The organism is Acinetobacter sp. MD2 (assembly GCF_035615575.1).
GTDB lineage: Bacteria > Pseudomonadota > Gammaproteobacteria > Pseudomonadales > Moraxellaceae > Acinetobacter.
Genome location: NZ_VTDK01000001.1, coordinates 22,936 through 47,055, shown reverse-complemented (window position 1 = coordinate 47,055; position 24,120 = coordinate 22,936). Strand labels below are relative to the sequence as shown.

General features: G+C 40.3%; 18 protein-coding genes. 7 read left to right on the top strand and 11 right to left on the bottom strand.

Annotated features, from left to right (window positions below; translation table 11 throughout):
- Position 1: 1 nt before the first annotated feature.
- The 4 genes from FXN70_RS00200 to FXN70_RS00185 all read left to right on the top strand — a co-directional run bounded on the left by FXN70_RS00200 (position 2) and on the right by FXN70_RS00185 (position 4,029).
- A complete protein-coding gene (locus tag FXN70_RS00200; RefSeq protein WP_324645412.1) occupies positions 2–652 on the top strand; it encodes a hypothetical protein in 651 nt (216 codons plus the stop codon).
- A 125-nt stretch (positions 653–777) separates the two neighbouring features.
- Positions 778–1,920, top strand: coding sequence for a rod shape-determining protein RodA (gene rodA / locus FXN70_RS00195; protein WP_324645411.1), 1,143 nt, complete (start codon positions 778–780; stop codon positions 1,918–1,920).
- 213 nt (positions 1,921–2,133) lie between these two features.
- Positions 2,134–3,135 (top strand): lytic murein transglycosylase B, encoded by a 1,002-nt coding sequence (gene mltB / locus FXN70_RS00190; RefSeq protein WP_324645410.1) that lies wholly within the window; start codon positions 2,134–2,136, stop codon positions 3,133–3,135.
- Between the two features lie 285 nt (positions 3,136–3,420).
- Positions 3,421–4,029, top strand: coding sequence for a septal ring lytic transglycosylase RlpA family protein (locus tag FXN70_RS00185; RefSeq protein ID WP_324645409.1), 609 nt, complete (start codon positions 3,421–3,423; stop codon positions 4,027–4,029).
- A 194-nt stretch (positions 4,030–4,223) separates the two neighbouring features.
- Here FXN70_RS00185 and FXN70_RS00180 read toward each other — a convergent pair whose 3' ends face one another.
- The 4 genes from FXN70_RS00180 to FXN70_RS00165 all read right to left on the bottom strand — a co-directional run bounded on the left by FXN70_RS00180 (position 4,224) and on the right by FXN70_RS00165 (position 7,829).
- Positions 4,224–4,712 (bottom strand): DUF3465 domain-containing protein, encoded by a 489-nt coding sequence (locus tag FXN70_RS00180; protein ID WP_324645408.1) that lies wholly within the window; start codon positions 4,710–4,712, stop codon positions 4,224–4,226.
- Positions 4,713–4,810: 98 nt separating this feature from the next.
- Positions 4,811–5,395: a nicotinamide riboside transporter PnuC gene (pnuC, locus tag FXN70_RS00175; protein WP_324645407.1), complete on the bottom strand. Its 585-nt coding sequence runs from the start codon at positions 5,393–5,395 to the stop codon at positions 4,811–4,813.
- Between the two features lie 71 nt (positions 5,396–5,466).
- Positions 5,467–6,294, bottom strand: coding sequence for a PhzF family phenazine biosynthesis protein (locus tag FXN70_RS00170; RefSeq protein ID WP_324645406.1), 828 nt, complete (start codon positions 6,292–6,294; stop codon positions 5,467–5,469).
- Positions 6,295–6,437: 143 nt separating this feature from the next.
- Positions 6,438–7,829 (bottom strand): L-cystine transporter, encoded by a 1,392-nt coding sequence (locus FXN70_RS00165; RefSeq protein WP_324645405.1) that lies wholly within the window; start codon positions 7,827–7,829, stop codon positions 6,438–6,440.
- Positions 7,830–8,337: 508 nt separating this feature from the next.
- Between FXN70_RS00165 and FXN70_RS00160 the strand changes: the two genes are divergently transcribed.
- Complete coding sequence (locus tag FXN70_RS00160) at positions 8,338–9,126, top strand: rRNA large subunit pseudouridine synthase E (RefSeq protein ID WP_324645404.1); 789 nt, start codon at positions 8,338–8,340, stop codon at positions 9,124–9,126.
- A gap of 127 nt (positions 9,127–9,253) precedes the next feature.
- Here the strand turns inward: FXN70_RS00160 and rpmE are convergent, their stop codons facing one another.
- From rpmE to FXN70_RS00145, 3 genes are all read right to left on the bottom strand, one after another.
- On the bottom strand, positions 9,254–9,478 hold the full coding sequence (gene rpmE / locus FXN70_RS00155) for a 50S ribosomal protein L31 (RefSeq protein ID WP_004989885.1): 225 nt from the start codon (positions 9,476–9,478) through the stop codon (positions 9,254–9,256).
- Between the two features lie 207 nt (positions 9,479–9,685).
- Positions 9,686–10,087 (bottom strand): lactoylglutathione lyase, encoded by a 402-nt coding sequence (gene gloA / locus FXN70_RS00150; RefSeq protein ID WP_324645403.1) that lies wholly within the window; start codon positions 10,085–10,087, stop codon positions 9,686–9,688.
- A gap of 15 nt (positions 10,088–10,102) precedes the next feature.
- Entirely contained in the window at positions 10,103–12,262 is a 2,160-nt protein-coding gene (locus FXN70_RS00145) for an AmpG family muropeptide MFS transporter (RefSeq protein WP_324645402.1), read from the bottom strand.
- Between the two features lie 180 nt (positions 12,263–12,442).
- Here FXN70_RS00145 and FXN70_RS00140 point away from each other — a divergent pair, with 180 nt between their 5' ends.
- The gene (locus tag FXN70_RS00140; protein ID WP_324645401.1) at positions 12,443–15,043 is read left to right on the top strand and encodes an ATP-binding protein; all 2,601 of its coding nucleotides are present in this window, start codon (positions 12,443–12,445) and stop codon (positions 15,041–15,043) included.
- 75 nt (positions 15,044–15,118) lie between these two features.
- Here the strand turns inward: FXN70_RS00140 and FXN70_RS00135 are convergent, their stop codons facing one another.
- Both FXN70_RS00135 and FXN70_RS00130 read right to left on the bottom strand, forming a co-directional pair.
- The gene (locus tag FXN70_RS00135; RefSeq protein ID WP_324645400.1) at positions 15,119–16,360 is read right to left on the bottom strand and encodes a dihydroorotase; all 1,242 of its coding nucleotides are present in this window, start codon (positions 16,358–16,360) and stop codon (positions 15,119–15,121) included.
- 9 nt (positions 16,361–16,369) lie between these two features.
- Positions 16,370–17,386 carry an aspartate carbamoyltransferase catalytic subunit gene (locus FXN70_RS00130; RefSeq protein WP_324645399.1) on the bottom strand — a complete coding sequence of 339 codons (1,017 nt, stop codon included), beginning with the start codon at positions 17,384–17,386 and terminating at the stop codon, positions 16,370–16,372.
- Between the two features lie 156 nt (positions 17,387–17,542).
- On the opposite strand from FXN70_RS00130, the gene rlmKL reads away from it, so the two are divergent.
- The gene (gene rlmKL, locus FXN70_RS00125; protein WP_324645398.1) at positions 17,543–19,744 is read left to right on the top strand and encodes a bifunctional 23S rRNA (guanine(2069)-N(7))-methyltransferase RlmK/23S rRNA (guanine(2445)-N(2))-methyltransferase RlmL; all 2,202 of its coding nucleotides are present in this window, start codon (positions 17,543–17,545) and stop codon (positions 19,742–19,744) included.
- A gap of 72 nt (positions 19,745–19,816) precedes the next feature.
- Here rlmKL and FXN70_RS00120 read toward each other — a convergent pair whose 3' ends face one another.
- Together FXN70_RS00120 and clpB are read right to left on the bottom strand one after the other, a co-directional pair.
- On the bottom strand, positions 19,817–21,115 hold the full coding sequence (locus FXN70_RS00120; RefSeq protein ID WP_324645397.1) for a DUF945 family protein: 1,299 nt from the start codon (positions 21,113–21,115) through the stop codon (positions 19,817–19,819).
- Positions 21,116–21,260: 145 nt separating this feature from the next.
- Positions 21,261–23,840 (bottom strand): ATP-dependent chaperone ClpB, encoded by a 2,580-nt coding sequence (gene clpB, locus FXN70_RS00115; protein WP_324645396.1) that lies wholly within the window; start codon positions 23,838–23,840, stop codon positions 21,261–21,263.
- Between the last annotated feature and the right edge of the window lie 280 nt (positions 23,841–24,120).

Genomic DNA, 24,120 nt, shown 5'->3' with positions numbered 1-24,120 from the left:
GATGGCTTTTTTTGGTTTCATTCCCTCTGACAGTCTATTGCAGAACGTTCAAACCTCGTTTGCACAGAAAAATACAAAAGAAGCACTTTATCCTTTACGTGATGAAATTGCCTTACAGGTGAATGAAGAAATTATTGATGCGATTCTGACTAATGTTGTTCGGCATTTTCCACACAGCGACAAAAAAGAAACCGCAGAAAAATTGGCTAAATTTGTTAAATCGAGCGTAGCTGTATTACTCAAGCAATTGCTTGGAAAAACCTCGAATGAGGTGGTACAGCAATCAATCGCTTTTTCTAAAAGCAGCGTCTTTACCGACCCGAATGGACAATTGCGCATGGGCGAAAGTTTAGACCCACGCCTTGTGACCAATTTAAAGCATTATTTTGCCGAAATTTTGGCGGGAAATCGCATTGATATTCATGCCTTTGCAGAAAATTATAAAGTTTTTGCAGAAGCAACCGTAAATCATTACATGCATGATTTCTACGTAACGCTTGACCTTGGTATGATTAAACGCAAAGCTGCCGATATTGGCTGTGCAGCGGTAATTAAAGCGGTACACATTGCCATTGATAAAATTTTTCCACATCTAACAAAAGATGAGTTGAAAGTGCTTGCTACACATCACGACGCGCTATTTTTTCAATAATTTTTACATCATGATCGAAAACCTAGCTTAGGCTAGGTTTTTTATTACAAAAAATAGATAATACATTACCTTGTGATGACATTATGTTAGCATTCGCATGCTGATAATCACGTGCTTTTCCTGTTATGTCACCAAGCCCTCAATATAAGTTTTTACGTCAAGCTCCACGCGATGGACTCAGTACGGCGATGCATCCGTCAAAATGGCAACGTCTACATATTGACCCGTGGTTGTGTTCATTTTTAATCTTAAACGCAATGCTTGGTTTAGTGGTACTGTACAGTGCTTCTGCCCAAGATATGGGCCTAGTGACCAAACAAGCCATCAGCTTTGGGATTGGTTTTGTGGTCATGATCGCAATTGCCCAAATTCCACCGAAAGTCTTCCAATCTTTTTCACCTTATTTTTATCTGTTTGGGGTGGCATGTCTGGTTGGGGTTAAAGCATTTGGTGAAATTCGTATGGGCGCGCAGCGTTGGCTTAGCGTACCGGGTATTGGGAGTGTGCAGCCCAGTGAATTTATGAAACTAGGTATGCCCATGATGACCGCATGGTTTCTCACCCGTCAGCCGTTGCCCCCAAGCTTAAAAACAGTCATTGCAACTTTAGTGATGATTGTGATTCCGTTTATCTTAATTGCCGAACAACCCGACCTTGGTACATCGTTGTTGGTACTTGGTAGCGGTATTTTCGTCTTATTTTTAAGTGGCTTATCATGGAAGCTCATCTTAGCTGCCATCGCAGGTGCTGGCGTTTTTATTCCTGTGGCATGGGAATTTTTATTACACGATTATCAACGCCAACGGGTACTCACATTACTCAACCCTGAAGCCGATGCGCTTGGTACAGGTTGGAACATTATTCAATCTAAAACTGCAATTGGTTCAGGTGGCTTCTCAGGCAAAGGCTTTTTACAAGGTACACAGTCGCATTTGCACTTTTTACCCGAAGGTCATACCGACTTTATTATTGCAGCCTATTCTGAAGAATTTGGTCTGATTGGTGTGATTATCTTGATTTTGCTTTACTTTGCCATTATTACACGCACCTTTCAAATTGGCATGCAGTCCTTCCATAATTATGGTCGTTTACTTGCAAGTGCTTACGGTTTGTCATTTTTTGTATATGTTTTTGTCAATGCAGGCATGGTCAGTGGTATTTTACCTGTTGTAGGCGTACCTTTACCTTTTATGAGCTATGGTGGTACTGCCATTATTACCCTAATGACCGCTTTTGGTATTGTCATGTCAATCCATACACATCGTTAATTTTTGCGGCAAATTTGAACCAAAAAAGCAGACAAGTTAAATGAATTGACTTGTCTGCAACAACTAAAGCAATGCAATCTTCACTTTAATCTACAAATAACCAAGTGAATACACAGTCAAAACTTAACTTTAATTTCTATTCGTAGCAAATTGACTAAGAACCAACTCAAGCTATTATATTTTAAGCAAAAAACTCTTCGATTCAGGTGATTTATGTGGCAAACAAAATTAAATAAAATCTGCTCAAGTTTAGCACTGTGTTGCAGTGCAATTTTTACAACATCCTTTTGTCAGGCCAACGAATTTGTGAATGCACCAAGCTATGACAATTTTAAAAATAAAACCATACAGCGCTATGGACTAACTGCCGACCAAGTCGATCAAGCAATGTTAGGCGCACGTAATCGCCCTAATATTCTAGACATTATGCAACGTCCAGGTGAAAGTAAACCGTGGTATAGCTACCGTGAAATGTTCTTAACGCCTACAACCATTCAACGTGGTGTGAACTTCCGTAATCAATATGCTGATACATTAAACCGTGCAGAACAACAATTTGGCGTACCACAAGCAATTATTTTGGGCATTTTAGGTGTCGAAACAGGCTTTGGTAGCAACCGTGGCAATATTATGACCCGTGATGCACTTGCAACGCTTGCATTTAATTATCCACGCCGTGCCGATTACTTTTCAGATGAACTCTCTGCCTTAATTGCATGGTCATATAAAGAAGGCTACCCCATTACCAGTATTACCGGTTCTTATGCAGGTGCTGTCGGCTATCCACAATTTATGCCCAGTAATATTGGCAAATACGGCGTTGATTACGACAATAATGGTCATGTAGACCTAAGAAACTCGCCTGTAGATGCGATTGGCTCAATCGCCAACTATTTAGCCCAACAAGGTTGGCAACGTAACCAACCGATTGGCTTTTTAGCGCGCTACACAGGAAGTATGCCTGATGATGTGATTGCCAAAGATTTGACCCAACCAACACCTTATGCCATCTTGCAACAAAAAGGGATTTCACCGCTTAATCCAATTGTAAAAATAGATGAATTTGACCCTGTTAATGTCATCCAATTGCAAGATTATAATGCGTCAATCTACTATATTACTTATCCAAACTTTCAGGTCATTACCACCTACAATAAAAGCCGAATGTATGCTACCGCAGTATGGTTATTAGGGACTGAAATTATGGCGCAATAATAATTGCTCACAAACAAATAACAAGAGTCAAGGTTTTTTTTACACACAATGGTGACAAAAAAAGCAAATATTACTACTTGTTACAATTTTGATTAATTTTTAATCAAAACACTGTCTGTTTTTGGCCTTTTTGTAACTATTTACCAAGAAAGACTAGACACCCTTAGGGCTGCATGAATATTATCCTATCGTCAAATGCAATTGAAACAAATCAATTTATAGGCAGCTTCTCTTATTTTTCAAGTATTTATATTGAACAAAAGAAAGTGTCTTAGGAGATTCTTCATGCAATACCCCACAAAATTGCTGTTGGCAATGACACTTGGTTTGTCATTGTCACAGGCACAAGCAGATATGGTGCAAACCTCATCATTAAGTAATGATAGTGATAGTGCTAGTCTTGCTTCTCGTGTTATTAATAAAGACGGCGCTCAAAGCAATCGTCTTTCGACCTTAAGTGGTCTTTCAATTACAGAGCGTTCAGGTGATACGATTCGTCGTCAAACTTTGGCTGCTAAAGTTTCAGTACCCGAAGATGAACCTTCTGTAATTGATAAATTAAATACTGTTGCGTCAAATACTGTACGCCGCTTTAGCCAAACAGGCATTGCGTCTTGGTATGGACGTCAGTTCCATGGCCGTAAAACTGCCAGTGGTGACACTTATGATATGAATGCTTTAACTGCTGCACATCGTAGCTTGCCGTTAAACTGTTATATCCGTGTAACCAATAAAGACAATGGCCGTAGTGTCGTTGTTAAAGTAAATGATCGTGGTCCTTTCCACGGTAACCGTGTTCTTGATTTATCTTTCGCTGCTGCACAACGTATTGGCTTAACCAACTCAGGTACTGCCAAAGTAAGCATTGAGCGTGTAGACGGACCTAACTCCTAATCAGAATACTCCTATGTTGCAATTGCATTTGACCACTCGCCACTTTATGTGGCTTTTGTTTTTGTAGAGCCTTAATTTTTATATGCTCATTTGTACTGCAAGCAAAATGAATAACTTTAACTATTTTTACCAATTTAGGCTGAATTTAAGAGATTTCAATATAATCCCCCAATAACCCATTCATTCAATAAGATTTACTGATAGATTTGCCCTTTCCACTTTAACCAACCATTGGCATGACGCTGGCTTGGGTCGTGATGTGTCCAATGCACAACACCGCCTTTTTCATTATATTTATATTCGCCATGAAACTGTACGCGGTCACCTTTTTGCAAACCGTCTAAACGTGGTGCAAGGTCTATATTATGTGCAATCAGTACCGTTAAACCATTCTGGAGGTCTAAAATAAATTTTTGATGACGAGAACCAGTTAAGTCATCTTTTAAAATTGCTTTTACTTCTCCCTCGCCTTCAACTTGCACATTGCTTTGTTTGTTTAAATAAGCACTATAAATTGCACTATGTGCCGCTTTTGGTTCAACGCTTACTGTATTTACACTATGTTTAGACGGTGGACTAATGATTTGTTTAGAAACTTCATGGCTACGGTTATTTTCTTGCACCCAATAACCACAAATTGCTGCTACACAGGCAAAGATGAAAATTAAACCATTTTTATTCATAAATTCGTCCTTTCTTGTTGAAGCAATGCCTCCTTAGCTACGCAGCAAGTAGACGAGATCTGTTAGAAAACCTTCATATTTTTATTTAGCACATAGCACTAAACGCCACGAAACATTGCTGATTTTTGCTGATTCTGCACTTGCTGCCACTGCCACCATCCATACAATGCTAAACCGACAAATACCGCATACAATCCAGCAGTCAACAGTAAGCCTTTAAATACAAACATACCCACATAAACAATATTGACAAAAATCCACAGAATCCATGTCGCAATGTGCTTACGACTAGTCCAATACGTGGCAAGTAGGCTAAAAGCAGCAAGCTGAGCGTCTAACATGGGCACAGCTGCATCAGTAAAATGTTTTAAAATTAAACCAAAAACCAATCCACCCAAAATAGTACTGCCAATATGCCAAAATACAGTCAGCCTTTTAATTGGCTCGATACAAATGTCATCGGTTTGCTGCTTCCCTTTTAGCCAATAGTAGCAACCATAAATGTTCATCGCCATAAAGAAAAACTGTAAGATGGTTTCACCATACAACTTAAAGGTAAAAAACAAATAGCCATAAAGTACTGCCGCAATAAAATTAAAGAGCCAGCACCACATATTGCGCAGCACAGTCAGCACAACACCAATCAGGCTAATAATGACAGCAATTACTTCTAAAGCAGACATAGACGATCAGCGACAAAATCAATCAAAGATCGCTATTATCAAAGAAAGCCCTTAAAAAGCAAACCCGATTTTTAGTCACTTTCTATAAAAATTTCGGCGATCATAAATAATTTGGCATATCCTGCAACTTCAATCCGTTCATTTTCTAACAACTGGCAAAATAGCGTACCTTGGCGGTCTTTGCCTTGCACAGCGATCAGTTCCGATTTATTCAATTTTTCTGCCCAAAACGGCGCAATGGCAGTATGAATTGAACCTGTTACAGGGTCTTCATCAATACCAATAGCTGGAGCAAAATAACGAGAGATACAATCATGCCCTTGTTCAGCTTGGGCAGTAATCGCAATATCCACCGTGATATTGTCAATTTCAGGATGCTGCAAACCCAATTGTTTTAATTTTACAAAATCTGGGCGTTCATCTAAAATCGCTTGCTCAGATGCATATTCCACAATATAGGCTTGTTGGTTCAAATACACCGCTTGAATCGGTTGTGTCAATGCTTCACTTAACAAAGCAGGATATTGGCTTAATTTTTTAGCACGGCGAATTGGAAAATTCATGCTAATTTTATGGTCGGGTTGCTTCGACACATAAAAAGTGCCCAAATCTTTCACCAAAAATTCAATTTCATGTTCAAAGGTATAATCTCGGAACAGTACAAAAGCACTAGCAAGCGTGGCATGTCCACAAAATGCGACCTCCGCAGTAGGTGTAAACCAACGAATCTCAAAATGTTTTTGATCAATTGTTTTAACAAAAGCCGTTTCTGATAAATTATTCTCACGGGCAATTTTTTGCATTAAACTCTCATCTAACCATGCATCTAAAATAAGAACAGCCGCCGCATTCCCTTCAAATAAGTGGGTAGTGAAGGCATCAACTTGATACATTTTCATTCGTTGCATCTCAATATGATTTGGTTTTATTCTGAACTTAGTAAGCGTAAATAAACAGATACAGTTGACTAAAAACAACCATTACAGATAAAAAAGCCAGATTTAAACTCTGGCTTTTCATATAGTGCATGCAAACTTTTACATTATTGTTGTTGGGTTAATGCAATTTCATCTTGGTCAAAGACAATATGATCGGTTTGTCCTAAAATTTGACTGGTCACCATACCAGCGGTCATTGCACCATTCACATTTAAAGCAGTACGCCCCATATCGATTAAAGGCTCAATCGACACCAATAGCGCCACTAAAGTAACAGGTAAGCCCATGGCAGGCAATACAATTAAAGCAGCAAAAGTTGCACCGCCACCCACGCCTGCCACACCAATTGAGCTTAACGTTACCATCCCAACCAACGATGCAATCCAAATTGGATCTAAGGTATTAATCCCTAATGTTGGTGCAACCATTACCGCAAGCATGGCAGGATATAATCCAGCGCAACCATTTTGCCCAATGGTTGTCCCAAATGATGCTGAGAAACTTGCAATAGACTCTGGAATACCCAAACGACGGGTTTGTGCTTCAATATTTAAAGGGATACTCGCTGCACTTGAACGACTGGTAAAAGCAAAAGTCAGCACAGGTGCTACTTTTTTAAAGAATTTAAGCGGTGAAATGCCTGCCAATAGCAAAATAATGCCATGTACTACAAACATAATCCCTAAACCCAAATAAGATGCGACTAAGAAACCACCCAAATTTAGAATTTCAGCAAGGTTCGAGCTTGCAACCACCTTGGTCATTAAGGCAAATACGCCATAAGGGGTTAAAGTCATCACCAAACGTACGAGCTTCATCACCCATGCTTGTAAGGTTTGAATGGCAGATAAAATACGTTGTCCTTGCGCTTGGTCATCACGAATTAAATGTAATGCAGCCAAACCTAAAAATACCGCAAAAATCACCACACTAATAATAGAGGTTGGATTTGCACCCGTTAATTCTGCAAAAGGATTACTTGGAATAAATGACAAAACCATTTGTGGTACAGTTAAATCGGTCAACTTACCCACATAATCGGTTTGAATTGCGGCTAAACGTGCAGACTCAGCATCACCCTGAATAAGCCCTTGTGCCGTTAACCCAAATAGATTGGTGACCAAAATCCCTACCAAAGCCGAGATTGCGGTGGTAAACAATAATGTGCCAATACTATAAAAGCTAATTTTCCCTAAAGATGATGCCGCATGCAACTTCGTTACGGCACTTAAAATAGAGACAAAGACCAACGGCATGACCACCATTTGTAGCAATTTAACGTAACCGTTACCCGCAATATTGAACCAACTGATCGATTCTTTCAGTAGTGCGTTACCATCACCATAAACCCAATGCAGCCCCGAACCGAAGACCACACCTAGTAGCAGTGCTGCCAAAACTTTTTTCGCCAAACTCCACTCAGTTTTTCGAGTTTGTGCAAGTAAAATTAACATGCCTATAAATAAGACAATATTAACGATTAGAAGCCCATTCATGTCTTCTCTCCTTTATTCTTGCTCAAGCCTAATACAAATTATAAAATAACGTCAATTTGATGCAATTTGTATAAGCTAAAAATGATGTGATATCTGAATGGCGTTATCTTATCGGCTTTATCTTCATTTATTCCAATTTATTCTGCTATACATAGCATTTTTAGTGATTTTGCTTACTTTACACTCAGCTTGATTTTCTTTTAAAACCCTTATAAATTAAATCTTGTTTCACAGCTTCTAAGAACAATCAATCTATAGACAAGCTAGCTGATTAGAGATCAGTCATTTTATATAACAAACTCATCATAAATCGTCATTTTAAAGTGCAATATACATGAAGCTCAGGCGAATACTTGAATCCATGCTATGATTAATAGACAATAGCCGCCTTTATTTTTATCTCTTTGTGCGATGAATGCACATTTTGCTGTGATTGATTAAGGCAACTTGATTTTGCCCTATCCGCATTTGCCACCCTATTTCCAGCTTATTCAAAGAAGTCCATGTTATGAAAATTGTCATTTTGAACAAACCGTATGACGTTCTCTCCCAATTCCGTAAAGACGAAGCACACATGACGGTGTCTGATTTTGTCGATGATCCAAGCTTACGCATTGCAGGTCGTTTAGACATGGACTCTGAAGGTTTGGTATTTTTGACCGATCATGGCGGTTTAAACCAATTTATTACCAATCCTGAAAATAAAAAATATAAAACTTATTTTGTACAAGTTGATGGTGACATTTCTGAAGAAGCACTAGAAAAATTACGCCAAGGTGTTGAATTAAATGATGGCATCACTTTACCAGCGAAAGTTGCTAAAGTTGCTGAACCTGAATGGTTATGGGAACGTACGCCGCCTGTACGTTTTCGTGCCAATATCCCAACCTCTTGGGTAGAAATTTCAATTTGTGAAGGTCGTAACCGCCAAGTCCGCCGTATGACATCTGCCGTTGGTTTCCCAACTTTACGATTAATTCGTACAAAAATTGGTGCGATCGACCTTGTTCAGTTGGGCTTACTTCCTGGCGACACCAAAGAAATTGAGCCTTTACTTTATCCAGATTTTAAAGATGTACCTGCCGCAGAACCTTATCGTTCACGTTCTTATGTGAAAAAACCAGGTGGTACAGGTGGTAAGCCGATGGTTCGTAAAGATAAAGATGGCAAACCGAAAAAGTCAGGTACAAAACGCATTTGGCAAATGGAAGAAGGTGAAAAACCACGTCGTAAAACCAATGGTACGACCCGCCCAAATACCAAAGCACCGCGTGGTCGTGGTCGCAATGCACGCTAAGATTTAAATATAAAACCCACGAAAGTGGGTTTTATACAATATAGCTCATTATACAAAGCATAAAAAATCTAGACTTAAAAACAAAAAACGGGCAAATTGCCCGTTTTTTGTATTGCAACAGCGATGATTAACGTTTGATAGAACGTGACATGCCTGCAAAACGTTGTTTGAACTTGTCGATACGACCGCCAGTGTCCACGTTCTTTTGTTTACCAGTGTAGAACGGGTGGCAAGCTGAACATACGTCTAAGTAAAGTGTTTCTTTACCAAGTGCAGAACGAGTTTCAATTACGTTACCGCAAGAACAAGTTGCAACTAAAGTTTCATATTTTGGGTGAATATCGGCGCGCATGGTCGATGCTCCTAAGTTAAGAAGGTTATGCTGTCATCGCAATTGATCACTCTTATTTGCGTTTAACAAAACAAGGAATGCCTTTTCAAGCAGATCAATACCACAACAGACCATTCTTTTGACCCACCGAAACACATAGTGTTAGGGCTAGGTTCAACAAGTTTGGCATATTATACGCAAAAACTTGTTCTTTTGCGAATTATTTCATTAGTTATTCTGCGCATTATGATCTTGCTGAATGAGTTCAACTTTATAACCATCAGGGTCTTCTACAAATGCAATCACCGTTACACCGCCCTTCATTGGTCCAGCTTCACGTACGACATTGCCACCACGCGCTTTAATCTCAGCACAAGCAGCATAAGCATCCTCAACACCAATGGCAATATGTCCATAGGCATTCCCTAAATCATAATGCTCAGTATCCCAATTATAGGTAAGCTCTAAGACGGTATTCTGATCTTCATCACCATAACCGACAAAAGCAAGAGTAAATCGCCCGTCCTCATAATCTCTTTTACGAAGTAATTGCATACCGAGCACTTCAGTATAAAACGTCAATGAACGCTCTAAATTGCCTACACGTAACATGGTATGAAGCATACGCATAATCGTTTCCTCTTTTTAAGATGATTTTTGCTGATGATGGTGCAATAATTTTCCAACCCATGCCACTAAAATAAGGACAGGAATCCCAATTAACGTGGTCATTAAGAAAAATTTTGGATAACCAATATGGCTCACGATAGTACCTGAGTAACCTCCCAGAATTTTTGGGGTTAAGGTCATTAATGAACTAAAAATTGCATATTGTACTGCCGTAAAAGAAACACTGGTTAAGCTAGACAAAAAGGCAATAAACGCTGCACCTGCTAATCCTGAAGCCATATTGTCTACGACTATTGCAAAATATAACCAAAGTTTATTATACGGCTTAATCACTTTACCTTTAATTTCGGTGCTGCCTGTTTGTGACGTAACAACAGGGATAGCATTTATTTCAAGGTCTAAATCGGAACTTATCGCAGCCTTTGTATTCGCTTTAGATAAGATAACCTGCGTTTCAATGGCTGGAACCTGCGGTACATTCGTATTCAAACGTGCAACAAGCCCATTTTTTGCAAGGGCTGAAAGCTGATCGCTTGGAATTGCACTACTAAACACCCCACTTTCATCTAATTTTGCGCTATAGGTTTTTCCTGCAAGCATCAACTGTATGGGAGCATCTGCGTTCAAATTCGAGCGTTGAATATGAGCCACCTGCCCTGAAACCACTAAACTTTGCTTTTGCGTCATTGCATTGATCAAATGCTTGTCTTGAATCGGAAACAGTAGAATCTGGGGCTGAGCACTTTGCTTTAAATAAGGCACATTTAACAACAACGGTTCTCTTGCTGATCCTGCATATTGCGTTTCTACAGTCAGTTGTTGTTGCAATGCTAGCTGCTCATTCGGAACTTGAATACGCCAATATCCCACATCATCAGGCTGTGCTTGATAAACATTTTGCCCCACATGCACAGTTACTTTGCCCAGTGGCTCGCCTGATTTAACCAAACCAATAAAAATTAAGTTGGTACTACTGGCTAAAACTGCACCGACAAACATCAATTTCATGATGTTCATCCGCTGTGCCAACAAACCACCTAAAAAACCACCAAGCAATGAAAAAAATACGCCATAAACTTTAACTGCGGCTGCAATTTGCTCTTTACTAAAGTTTAAATCTTGATAAAAAACATTCGATATCACCCCTGCGATAATATCGGAAATGCGATAAAAACCGATTAGCAGCAATAAGAACAGCGCCAGTTTCACCCCATAACGGCTAAAGAAATCTTGAATTGGAGTCACCCAAGTGTCCTTTGCCATTTGCGCTTGAACAACGCCTAATTTAACTAAAACACTACCCAGTAAAAATGCGATTAATCCTGAAGCAAAAAAACGTAAGCTTTCAAACACAAATAAAATCAAATTGCCTTGAATTTGCCACGCTTTTTCCAAGGCTTCAAGCACTTGACCTAAACCAATATAACTCAGCACAAACGCGGTAACCGCCAAGAAAAACACACAAACAAGGCGAAAATAATCCTGATTATGATAGTTTTTCGCTTTACGCTGCACAACAGGTTCACGAATCACTAAAGTGGTAATAATCCCAACGCTCATCACCGCAGCCATGGCACAATAGGTGGTTTGCCATGCGCTATAAATATAATTACCTTTGGATGTGCCTAAAGATGCAGCTAAGAATAAAGCGCCCGCACCCGCTACAATCATGCCAATTCGGTAACCTGCGTTATAGGTCGATGCCAACACGGTTTGCATGCTAGTTTCGGCAAGCTCAATTCGGTATGCGTCAATCACAATATCTTGCGTTGCCGCAGAAAAACCCAGTAAAACTGCACCAATTGCCATTTGAATTAAAGCATGTTGTCCTAATGCAGGGTCAGAACATGCCATCAAACTAATTGCACAGATAATCAGAAGCTGGGCTACCAACAACCATCCACGGCGATGCCCCAAGCGTTTACTTAAAAATGGAACAGGAAGTTCATCAATTAACGGCGCCCAAACAAATTTAAACGAATAGCCCAATGCTGCCCAACTAAAAAAAGTCACTGCACTTTTGTCAATGCCTGCTTCGCCAAGCCACAAAGATAGACTTGAGAAAATAAGCAGAATGGGAATCCCCGCAGAGAAACCTAAAAACAGCATAATTAAAGCACGACGATCTAAAAAAGCCCGAAAGGCTTGCGTCCAATTTTGGTGTTGCGAGGTCATTGTGTGGAAAAATTCCATTGTTCTTATCACTTGAGTATTTGAACTCTTATCGGCAGATCTTGCAACAGCAAAGCGCAGCTTTATGCTTTTTTCATGTTAATTTACGTATGCTGCTTGATCTTTCAAGACAAACCTGTATACCTTTAAATTTCCAATCAACACCTGTTGTGGAATTAAACTGTGACTCAAAGACTCGATCAAATGAACTCTGTACTCTCTGCGAATAAATTAGACTCAACTCAACAACAAGCTCAGCAAACATTGCGCTCTGCGTTTGATCAATCTGAAATACAACAAACATTGCAACAAACAAAACTTGAACCTGAACAGCTCACCCATGTTTTGAATTTAGACAGCATTCCTGCTTCGACACGTCGTATTAAACCGCTCAATAACTTTTTAGGGCAAGACCGTGCCAAAGCCTCGGTTGAAGCAGGCATTTCTTTGCCTTATGCAGGCTATAATATTTTTGCTGTGGGCACCGCAGGACTGGGCAAACGCACCATGATTAAGCGTTTACTCAAGCAACACGCCAAAACGATGCCAACGCCAAACGATTGGGTATATGTCAATAATTTCCAAAATCCACGCCAACCGATTGCGTTGTCTTTTCCTGCAACACACGGCACAAAATTTCAAACCGCACTACATCAAGCATGGCAAGTCATTTTAAAACAATTAGAACGCCGCTTTAGTGCCGAAACCTATCATAATCGGATTGAACGTATTCGTCAGGATGCAGGCCAAGAGCAGCAACTTGCCCTCATTGAACTGACCAAAGAAGGTGAAGGACTCAACCTTAAACTGATTTCACGCAATGAACAGCACTGTTTCGTTCCAACCCATACCAAAGATGACGCTGTTCAAGAAATGACTGAAGCAGAGATGACTGCTCTTGGTAGTAAACAACGTGCCGAAATTCATGCCAACATGCGTTATATGGATAAAAAGTTAGAACGCTTAGGCTTACATCTAGGTAACCTTGAAGACGATGCTCGTGACCAAGTCTCTGACCTGAACCGTGATATTGCCACGCAAGTGGTACAACCACGGATGGATCAAATTTTAAATAAATTTGATGGCGTAAAAGGTTTAGAGCAGTTTTTAAAACAATATGCCAAAGACATTATTGAAAATGTCGAGACAATTTTAGATCAAGATGAAGACGACTTCGCCCCAACGGTGTTTAGTCGTATTCCTGCACGCTACCAAGCCAATGTCGTCATTAGCAACAGTGCCAACAGTGGTGCGCCTGTTATTTTCGAGGACTTTCCAACCCACTACAACTTATTGGGCCATGTCGAGCAACTGACGCAAAATGGCACCATTAGCACAGACTTTACCTTAATTCGTGCGGGCGCATTACACCGTGCAAATGGTGGTTTTTTAATGCTTGAAGCCGAGCAATTGCTTGAACAACCGTATGCTTGGCAAGGACTTAAACGTGCGCTGAAATCGGGACAGTTAAAACTATCTTCACTTGAGCATATGCTTACCCTAACAGGCAGTATCTCGATTGAACCTGCGGCAATTCCACTACAATTAAAAGTAGTTCTTTTGGCCGAGCCTGAAATTTATTATGAAATTTTAGAATTAGAGCCAGAGCTTGGCAGCGTTTTTAAAATTCGCGCTGACTTTACCGACACATTACAACGTAACGAAAGCAATGAACAAGCCTATATGCAGCTCATTGCCGACTACGTTCAAGCCGATAAACTCCTCCCTTTTGAACGCTCCGCATTATCTGCCTTACTCACCGACTCAAGCCGCCAAGCTGAAGATCAAAGTTCATTATCTCTACATGCCTCAACCTTAGGCGATTTAATTCGTGAATCGCATCATCACGCCTCACAATCAGGCGATAAGACAGTCACAGATAAGCACATTAATTTAGCCTTACAACATCGCCAATATCGTTTAGGCTATTTGCGAGAATTGTATTGGCAAGACTTATCGCGTGGGACACAGCTGATTGAAACCCGTGGGTATCGTCTAGGACAAATTAATGCCTTGTCGGTGATTCATTATGCCGATGTTGAATTTGGTCTGCCTTCTCGTTTAACAGCATCGGTTTATCAAGGTGGTGGCGATATTTTAGATATCGAACGTAGTGTGGAGTTGGGCGGCTCTTTACATGCCAAAGGCGTGTTATTAATGTCGAGCTTTTTAAAAGCCCACTTTGGACGTGAGCAGATTTTGCATTTCTCTGCCGCTTTGGCCTTTGAACAAAGTTATGGACAAGTCGATGGGGACAGCGCAACCGTAGCAGAATTATCCGCACTCATTTCAGCGATTAGCCAACTACCAATTGATCAATCTTGGGCCATTACAGGTTCGATGAATCAACTTGGACAAGTGCAACCAATTGGGGGTGTGAATGCTAAAATTGAAGGTTTCTATGATGCCTGTAAATTGCAAGGTTTAACGGGCAAGCAAGGTGTAATTATTCCTCGACAAAACATGCAGCATTTAATGTTACGTCAAGATGTGATTGATGCCGTAAAAGAAGGTCAATTCCATATTCACGCGATTAGCACCATTGACCAAGCCTTAGAAATTTTAATGGCACACCCTGTCGGTCAGCTCGATAAAAAAGGCAATTACAGCAAAAATTCAATTTATGCAGCAGTGATGCAACAACTTGAATATTGGCAAGCCATTGAAGATGGCGAGTTAGTTGAGGAAGAAGACAAAGGCAAAAAGAAAAAAAAGAGAAAGGCAAAAAAGAAAAAGGAAGCTGCCACAACAGAAATTGCAAATGAAAACCTCAATGCATCTTAAACCATTCACTTAAAATTTCATGTGCATAAAAACGCCGACAATAATGTCGGCGTTTTTAACTTTAGTATTTACGTCTTAATGCTGTGCTGCAAAAACCGCAATGACTTTACCTTGTAGCTCTTGCCCAATTAATGGGGTGTTTTTCCCTTGTGAGTACATGCTTTTTGTATCTAACTGCCATTTTTCTTCAGGATTGACCAACACCCATCCTGCCTCGCGCTCCCAACGTGCGCGCATATTGGCCACTTTTGCAGGTGCAAGCGTGACTTTTTCAACCCATTGTAATGGACTAAAGATACCTTCACGTACCAATTGTGCCCCTAAAGCCACGTAGCTATCAAATGCACTAATTCCCGGTTCCGTTTCGGCAAAAGGCATCATTTTTGCCGAAGCACTTAACGGTTCATGGTGAGTACAAATTGCATCTATCACGCCCGACTTTACACCATCACGTAATTGTGTTTTGTCTTGTGCTGAACGTAGTGGCGGACGCACATGTGCCAGTGAATTAAAGCCATCAATTAAGTCATCGGTTAAATGGAGCTGATGCATCGCCACATCGGCAGTTACCGCCAAGCCTTTAGCTTTGGCAGCTGCAATTAACTCAACTGCTGCACCGCTTGAAAGCAGGCTAAAGTGTGCGCGAACGCCTGTTGCTTCAATCATGATCAGATATTTTGCAATGGCAATTGTTTCTGCCATCACAGGAATCATCGGTAAACCTTGGCGAGATGCAATAAAGCCTTCATGCACGCAACCATCTTTAGCAATGTGGTGTTCTTCTGGATAAAACACAACCGTGAGGTCTAAACCTGCGGCATATTCTAAAGTACGAAGCACAACATCATCGTCAGCAAAAGCAGCATTTGCATTTGAAACTGCCGTACATCCTCCTTTTTTTAAACCTGCCATATTTGCAGGTTGCTTACCATGTAGTCCTTGCGTTTGCGCACCGATCACCTGTAAATGAATTTTCCCATCTTGCCATGCTTTTTCAACTAAACCATGAATGAGAGCGCCATTGTCTTGCACAACCGGTTTTGAGTCGGGTGGCGTAATGACATGTAAAATACCATTTTGACGTGCGGCTTTTCCTTCCGATGCCAAAGTGCCATGTTGCTGCTGCCCCGGTTCACGCATACGCGCACATAAATCAACCATGGTCGGCATTAACCAATGCCCTGTGCCATCAATGGTTTGATCTACTGCATCTAATACATCAACACGTTGTCCATCTTTAAAATAAACCGTTTGAATTTGGTCTAATTGTTGAATCGGGTCAAGAATACGGACATTTTCAATTTTTACACTGCTCATGAGTTTTCCTTACACCATCATCGCGTCAATTAAACCTTGTTCTTGTAATTGCCCTTGCATGGTCAATGCAAGAACGGCCATACGTGCCGCAATACCATTCGTTACTTGTTGTAAAATCACCGATTGTGGGCCATCGGCAATGCTTGATGCAATTTCCACCCCACGGTTCATTGGCCCTGGATGCATGACGATACAATCAGGTTTAGCCAATGCTAAACGCGCTTCATTTAAGCCATACATTTTGTAGAATTCAGCTTGTGAAGACAATGCCGGCGAATCAATCCGTTCATTTTGGATACGTAGTGCAATAATGACATCACAGTCAGCAACACCTGCATCCATATTATTAAATAAACGCACGCCTTCGCCATATTCACTAAAACCAAAGGGCAATAAGGTATTTGGTGCAATCACCCGAATATCGGTACAACCTAAAGTTTGCAACGCTGCAATATCTGAACGCGCCACCCGTGAATGCTTAATGTCACCAATAATTGCCACACTTAAAGTTTCAAATGGCTTTTTGGTGGCACGGCGAATGGTCAGCATATCCAGCATGGCTTGGGTTGGATGGGCATGACGACCATCGCCTGCATTAATAATCGCCATGTTTGGACAAACATCTTTGGCAATAAAATGCGCCGCTCCCGATGAAGAGTGGCGCACCACAAAAATGTCTGCTGCCATGGCTTGTAAGTTCCACAACGTGTCTCGCAGCGTTTCGCCTTTCGAGGTACTTGATCGGGCAATATCAATATTTAAAACATTGGCAGATAAACGTTTTGCTGCGGCTTCAAAAGTAGTTCGAGTACGCGTAGAATTTTCAAAGAACAGATTCATTACCGTGCGCCCTTCTAACAGTGGCGAAGTAATTAACTGGTTATTTTCATTAATAAAAGATTGAGCAGTGTCGAGAATTTTAGTAAGTGTTTGTTTAGATAAACCTTCGATGGTTAGAAAATGTTTTAGATTACCATCTTGATTGAGTTGAATCTGACTCGGGGTATGCAATGCGGCCAAATGCATGAGAGATTCCTTTAGCTATGCGAAGTGGCACTATTGTAACGGAAATTGAGAACTTTTCGCAGTCAGAAAATGGCAAAAAAGTTGCAAATAATTCAAAGCGAAAAAGTTAAAAATAGGCTAAAATTCTCCTTTGCTTGTTTGTTTTTGGAAATTTTGATGAATGCCTCGCAACGCTTATCTACCTATTGGGTTACTTGTGCCGATGGTTTGGAGCTACTATTAGAAGATGAAATTGCTCAGTTAGGTGCAAAAACTGTAGAGCGTAAGCCGGGTCGTCTCATTATTGAAGGAACACTTGAAACTGCTTACCGCATTTGCATGTGGTCACGTTTGGCTTCGCGTGTGGTTAAGCCAATTTTAGAGCATCCAATTCCATTTAGTCACGATGCCCGTGATGTTGCCGAAGAACTTTACGAAGGTGCAATTAACTTTGATTGGTCTTTAATTTTTGCACCACAAAGTACGTTTGCCATTCGTTTACATGTTGACCGTGAAATTAAAGTGAACAGTCAGTTTGCGACTTTGCGTGCCAAAGACGGCGTGGTCGATTCCTTTATGGAAGCAGTCGGCAAACGCCCAAGTATCGACACCAAACAACCTGAAATTACGCTCTTTATTGCCGCAGGTAAAACCGCGCACACTTATTGCTTAGATTTATCGGGCGATTCTTTACATAAACGTGGCTATCGCCGCTATATGACTGACGCACCAATTAAAGAAAACTTGGCAGCTGCAATTTTACATAAAGCCAAATTGCATGAACGCCAACCTGAAATTGTATTTGACCCAATGTGTGGCTCAGGTACATTTATTATTGAATCATTAATGATTTTAACCGACCGCGCGCCAGGTTTAGTGCGTCGTTTCGGCTTTAATGGTTGGCATGGTCACGACCATGAATTGTGGATGAACATTAAAGCCGAAGCGGCTGCTCGCCATGAAGCAGCTTTAGAAAAAACCTTGCCTCAATTTTATGCCTTCGATGCAGATTGGGAAGCAGTCAAAGCCACCAAGCAAAATATTATTGCCGCAGGTTTTGAGCAATTGCTTGACCAAATTCAATTGGAAGAACGCACGCTTGCCGACTGGCCTGAGTTTGATCACAGCAAATCTGCTTTTGTAGTGACCAACCCGCCTTACGGTGAGCGTTTAGGTGAAAAAGCCTCGAACCGTGCATTATATTTAGGTTTATCTGCATTATTACAAAAAAACTTCGCTAATCAATATGCTGCAATTATTGCTGCACAAATTGAACAAGCCGATGTATTGGCATTTAATGCGCCTGAAACTTTACGTTTAATGAATGGTAAATTGCCAATTTACATTCGTTTAGGGCAAGTTAAACCTGTTGCAAATAGCCAACCGTTCTTAGCCAACTGGCAGCCACAAACCTTTGACGAAATTGAAGGTGCGCAAGATTTTACCAATCGCTTGCAAAAGAACTTACAAGCACTTAAAAAATGGGCTGTGAAAGAAAATATTTACTGCTTACGTTTATACGATGCCGATTTACCCGACTTTAATGTCGCGGTCGACTTATACGGCGATCGTTTACACGTGCAAGAATATGCACCACCTAAAACCATCGACCCAGAAAAAGCCAAAAAGCGTTTTAACTTAGCATTAGCTGCCATTCGTGCGGTCACAGGTTTAAGTCGTGATGCTATTTTCATTAAAACCCGTGCACGCCAAGAAGGTAAAAACCAATATACCAAGCAAAGCACTGCATCGAAGCGTTTTATTGTGCAAGAAGGCAAAGCCAAAATTTTAGTCAATTTAACTGACTATTTAGACACAGGTCTGTTCTTAGACCACCGTCAAATGCGTTTACGCATTGCTGCTGAAGTCAAAGGTAAGCATTTCTTAAACTTATATAGTTATACCTCAACTGCAAGTTTACACGCAGCATTGGGTGGCGCGGCAAGTACGACCAGTGTCGATCTTTCAAATACTTACATTAATTGGTCTAAAGAAAACTTTGTCTTAAATGGCTTAACCGTTGATCATCCCGATGAACAACACATGTTCTTTACTGGCGATTGTTTTGACTGGCTTAAAGAAGGTCATGAACAATATGACATGATTTTCATTGACCCACCAACCTTCTCGAACTCGAAGAAGTTTTACGGTACTTTTGACGTACAACGTGACCATGTGTCATTATTAAAACGTGCAATGAACCGCCTAAGTGCAGACGGTGTGGTCTATTTCTCCAATAACTACCGTGGTTTTGAAATGGACGAAGAAATTGAAGCCATGTTTGATGTGGTTGAAATTACCAACGAAACCATTGGTTTAGACTTTAAGCGTAATCAGAAAATCCACCGTGCATGGAAAATTAAACACTTTGCCGTTTAAGTTTCAGCAGCAATAAAAAATCGAGCCGATTGGCTCGATTTTTTTATACAAGAAATTTTATAGAATCAATATTTATGGATAACTTACATTCCCATTTTTATAGCTCATTGCAAACTTGACTTTATTGTCTTGAAGTTGCGCATGTGCATTTTTCACCATTTGTTGTAACATCATTTCATAATCTTGTTCAGACATATTCATTGATGCTTGCCCTGAAGCTTTCATCACTTCACGTATAAATGATTTATCCATTTCTGCATTGGCATTTATTTCGACCAATTTTCCAATTTGACGTGAAATATCTTGAATATTCGTATACGCATGCGCTGGTACTTTACCTGTTGCAGTCGCACTGAGTTTTGATGTACCTACTTCTATTTGGTTATCTTTAGATTCAAAACTTAAACCATGTGCCATTAAGTTAACAAGCTGTTGATTTAATTGTTGTTGCTGTGCTGTTTGAGCCTCTGCGCTACACTCAGAAACACCTTTATTAGAAATACGAATGAACTGCTGTAAAGCATTCGAATCAAGCCCTGCAATATTAAAATTTATTTTAATATTTTTAAATTGTTGGTTATTCGATTTAACTTGTTCAATCGACCATGTATTTTTAAGCGAGGTCTCTTTTGAATCTACATCAACATCCGAACTAAACTTAAGTTTTTGCAGTTCGATATTCATAGGCTGCTTCGACTTCTGACTCACAATCAACATTTTATTCATTGTAAATTCATTATCTCCAGAACGCAGCGTTTGCCCTAAAAGCCCTCCTTTACCTTTTAACACCATACTTTGTAAACTTAAATAATTTCCACCAGAACTGCCTGTCAGCCCAGGCATATTGACATTCATTTGTGTTAAATCAAACTCGCCTTGGTCTTGTTTAAACGCTAAAGTACCATCCATCCCACTCCATACCACATGAGAATCACTATCTCTATACTCTAAACTTGGACTGGTTAATTTTACATTCAAATTACCTAACCAATTTAATTTAGAATCGGTTGTAAATAATGCCTTACCTTTTAAAAGTTCTTGGTACTGCTTCGCACTTTCACCCTGTAATTCTAAATTAATATCAGAGTGAATATTAAAGCCATTCCAACTGCGTTGAATTTTATCAACACCTTTAATCACCACAAATTTATTTGGCTGACATGGATCAATTAAGATCTTATACGACCAATTTGCATGACCCGACCACATTCCCATATCAATATTCATTGCTTGCTTTTGAATACGCTTATCTTTATTTATTTCTTGCATGGAATAATATGCTTTTAAACGATGATCGGCGTAAAATTGCGCTCCTACCATACCACTGACCAATACACCGCAAGTGGCGAGCACAATTGCTTTCTTCTTCATAAAAATCTCTCAAAAATGATATATTTTGTTTTGAATTGTGTGTTTAGCATACGTTATCTAAATAAAAATGCAATTTTTATCACAGAATAAAAAAATGGATATCTAAATAAGATATCCATTTTTTTAGTTCATTATTTAAGGAAATTTAATTCAATTTCAACTTTCTGAAAACAAGCTCACCATGATTCGCTTGAATCACAATTTGATCTCCTGCTTGAAACTCACCTGCCAAAATTTTCTGAGCCAAGCTATTTTCAACCCGTTGTTGAATGGCACGTTTTAGTGGACGCGCACCATATACTGGGTCAAACCCTGCATCAATTAGAATATCAAATGCATCATCTTCAACACTTAAACTAATTTCACGCTCTGCTAAACGACTGCGTAAACGGTCAAGCTGAATATCCGCAATGCCTCGAATCTGTGCTTTTTTAAGTGAATGGAACACCACTAATTCATCAATACGATTGATAAACTCAGGACGAAAATGTTGACCAACCGCCGACATTACCACAGCACGAACTTCATCATCACTGGCGTGATCGCCAAGTTCGCGTACATCTTGAGAACCCAAGTTAGATGTCATCACAATTACGGTGTTTTTAAAGTCGACCACACGACCTTGCGAGTCGGTTAAACGGCCGTCATCTAACACTTGAAGTAAGATGTTAAAGACATCGGGATGGGCTTTTTCAACTTCATCGAACAACACCACACTATATGGTTTACGGCGCACAGCTTCGGTCAGTAGACCACCTTCTTCATAACCCACATAGCCCGGAGGTGCACCCACCAAACGGCTGACCGAATGTTTTTCCATAAATTCGCTCATATCAATGCGAATCATGGCCTCGTCATTATCAAACAAAAAGTTCGCCAATGCTTTGGTCAACTCGGTTTTACCCACGCCTGTTGGCCCAAGGAACAAGAATGAACCACTCGGACGATTCGGGTCGGACAATCCTGCGCGTGAACGACGCACCGCATTCGACACCGCCACAACCGCTTCTTCTTGCCCAACCACACGGTTATGCAAGAAACTTTCCATATGCAACAATTTTTCACGTTCACCTTGCAGCATTTTTGCCACAGGAATACCGGTTGCCGCACTCACCACTTCAGCAATTTCATTGTCTGTCACTTTATTACGTAACAACTTCGGCGCTTCATTTTCTTCAGCAACTTCAATCTGTTCCAATCGTTTTTGCAACTCAGGAATCACACCATATTGCAAGCGTCCGGCTTCGGCCAAATCGCCTTCACGTTGTGCTTTTTCAAAGGCAACGCGAGCTTGATCAAGTTTAATTTGGACATCTTTATTGCCTTCGACCAAGGCTTTATCGGCACGCCAAATTTCCTCAAGATCATTATATTCTTTCTGCGCCTCAGTAATTTGACGCTCTAACAATGCAGCCTGAGCTTTCGAGCCAGAATCTTCCTCTTTTTTCACTTGTTCAAATTGCATTTTCAACTGGGTTAAACGACTTTCAAGTTTACCCAGTGCTTCAGGTTTAGAATCCAGCTCCATTTTAATACGAGATGCCGCTTCATCAATTAAATCAATGGCTTTATCGGGCAATTGACGGTCGGTAATATAGCGATGCGACATTTTTGCCGCCGCAATAATGGCCGAATCTAAAATTTGCACCCCATGATGGGTTGCATATTTTTCTTTTAAGCCACGTAAAATGGCAATGGTATCTTCAACACTCGGTTCATCAACTTGAACTTTTTGGAAACGACGTTCTAGTGCTGCATCTTTTTCGATATATTGACGATATTCATCTAAAGTGGTTGCACCGACACAGCGTAGTTCACCACGCGCTAAAGCGGGTTTAAGCATATTACCAGCATCCATTGCACCATCAGTTTTACCTGCACCCACCAATGTATGCAATTCATCAATAAAAAGAATGACCTGACCGTCTTTTTTGGCTAAATCATTGAGTACCGCTTTTAAGCGCTCTTCAAATTCACCGCGATATTTCGCACCCGCCAAAAGCGAGCCCAAATCGAGTGACAAAACTTGTTTGCCTTTCAGGCTTTCTGGTACATCGCCATTAATAATCCGCTGCGCCAAACCTTCTACAATAGCCGTTTTACCGACACCCGGCTCACCAATTAACACAGGATTATTTTTAGTACGGCGCGACAACACCTGCATGGTACGGCGAATTTCATCGTCTCGACCAATGACTGGATCGAGTTTACCTGCCAATGCTCTTTCGGTTAAATTGATTGTATATTTACTAAGTGAATCTCGTTGATTTTCATGATTATTGCTCATGACTTTTTCATTACCTCGAATAGATTCAATAACTTTACGTAAGCTTGCAGTGGTCACACCAACACTATTCAACACATTTTGACTACTGCCCGTTTCGGTTAAGGCCAACAAAACCCAATCGGTCGATAAAAACTCATCGCCGGCTTTTTGCGCATAACGATCAGCCAAATTCAATACTTTGATAGCATCTGGATTTAAATTGACATCGCCCGTTGGGTTAGTAATGGTCGGGGCATCTTTGAGCGCCTGATCCAACTTTTGTTTTAGCTCAGCTAAATGTCCACCAGCTTGTTGCAATAGGCTTTGGTTCGATGCTTCTTCAAGTAAGCTTGCTAAAATATGCAGATTATCAATGGCTGCATGATCTTTACCTGTAGCAAGCGATTGCGCATCTGAAAGCGTTTGTTGGAGTCGATTGGTAAATTTCTCAAAACGCATTATTGTTCTACCTCATCACTTATTTTCATTTAATACATAAATGGGGATGGTCTCATCTTTTTCAATAAAATTTTCATTATTTTCAAGCACCTAAGAAAAATAAAAAAAGATAATCCACTATATAAAAATGAGAGCGTCTTGTCATTTTTCAAGGGCACATTGGTTTTTTATTATACAGATAATTCACAGGCTAAAATTTCCACTAGATTATGGAAAAAATATGGATATAATCTCTCAAAATTGTAAATTTAAACAATAGTCATTCTCGTTACTATTTTTG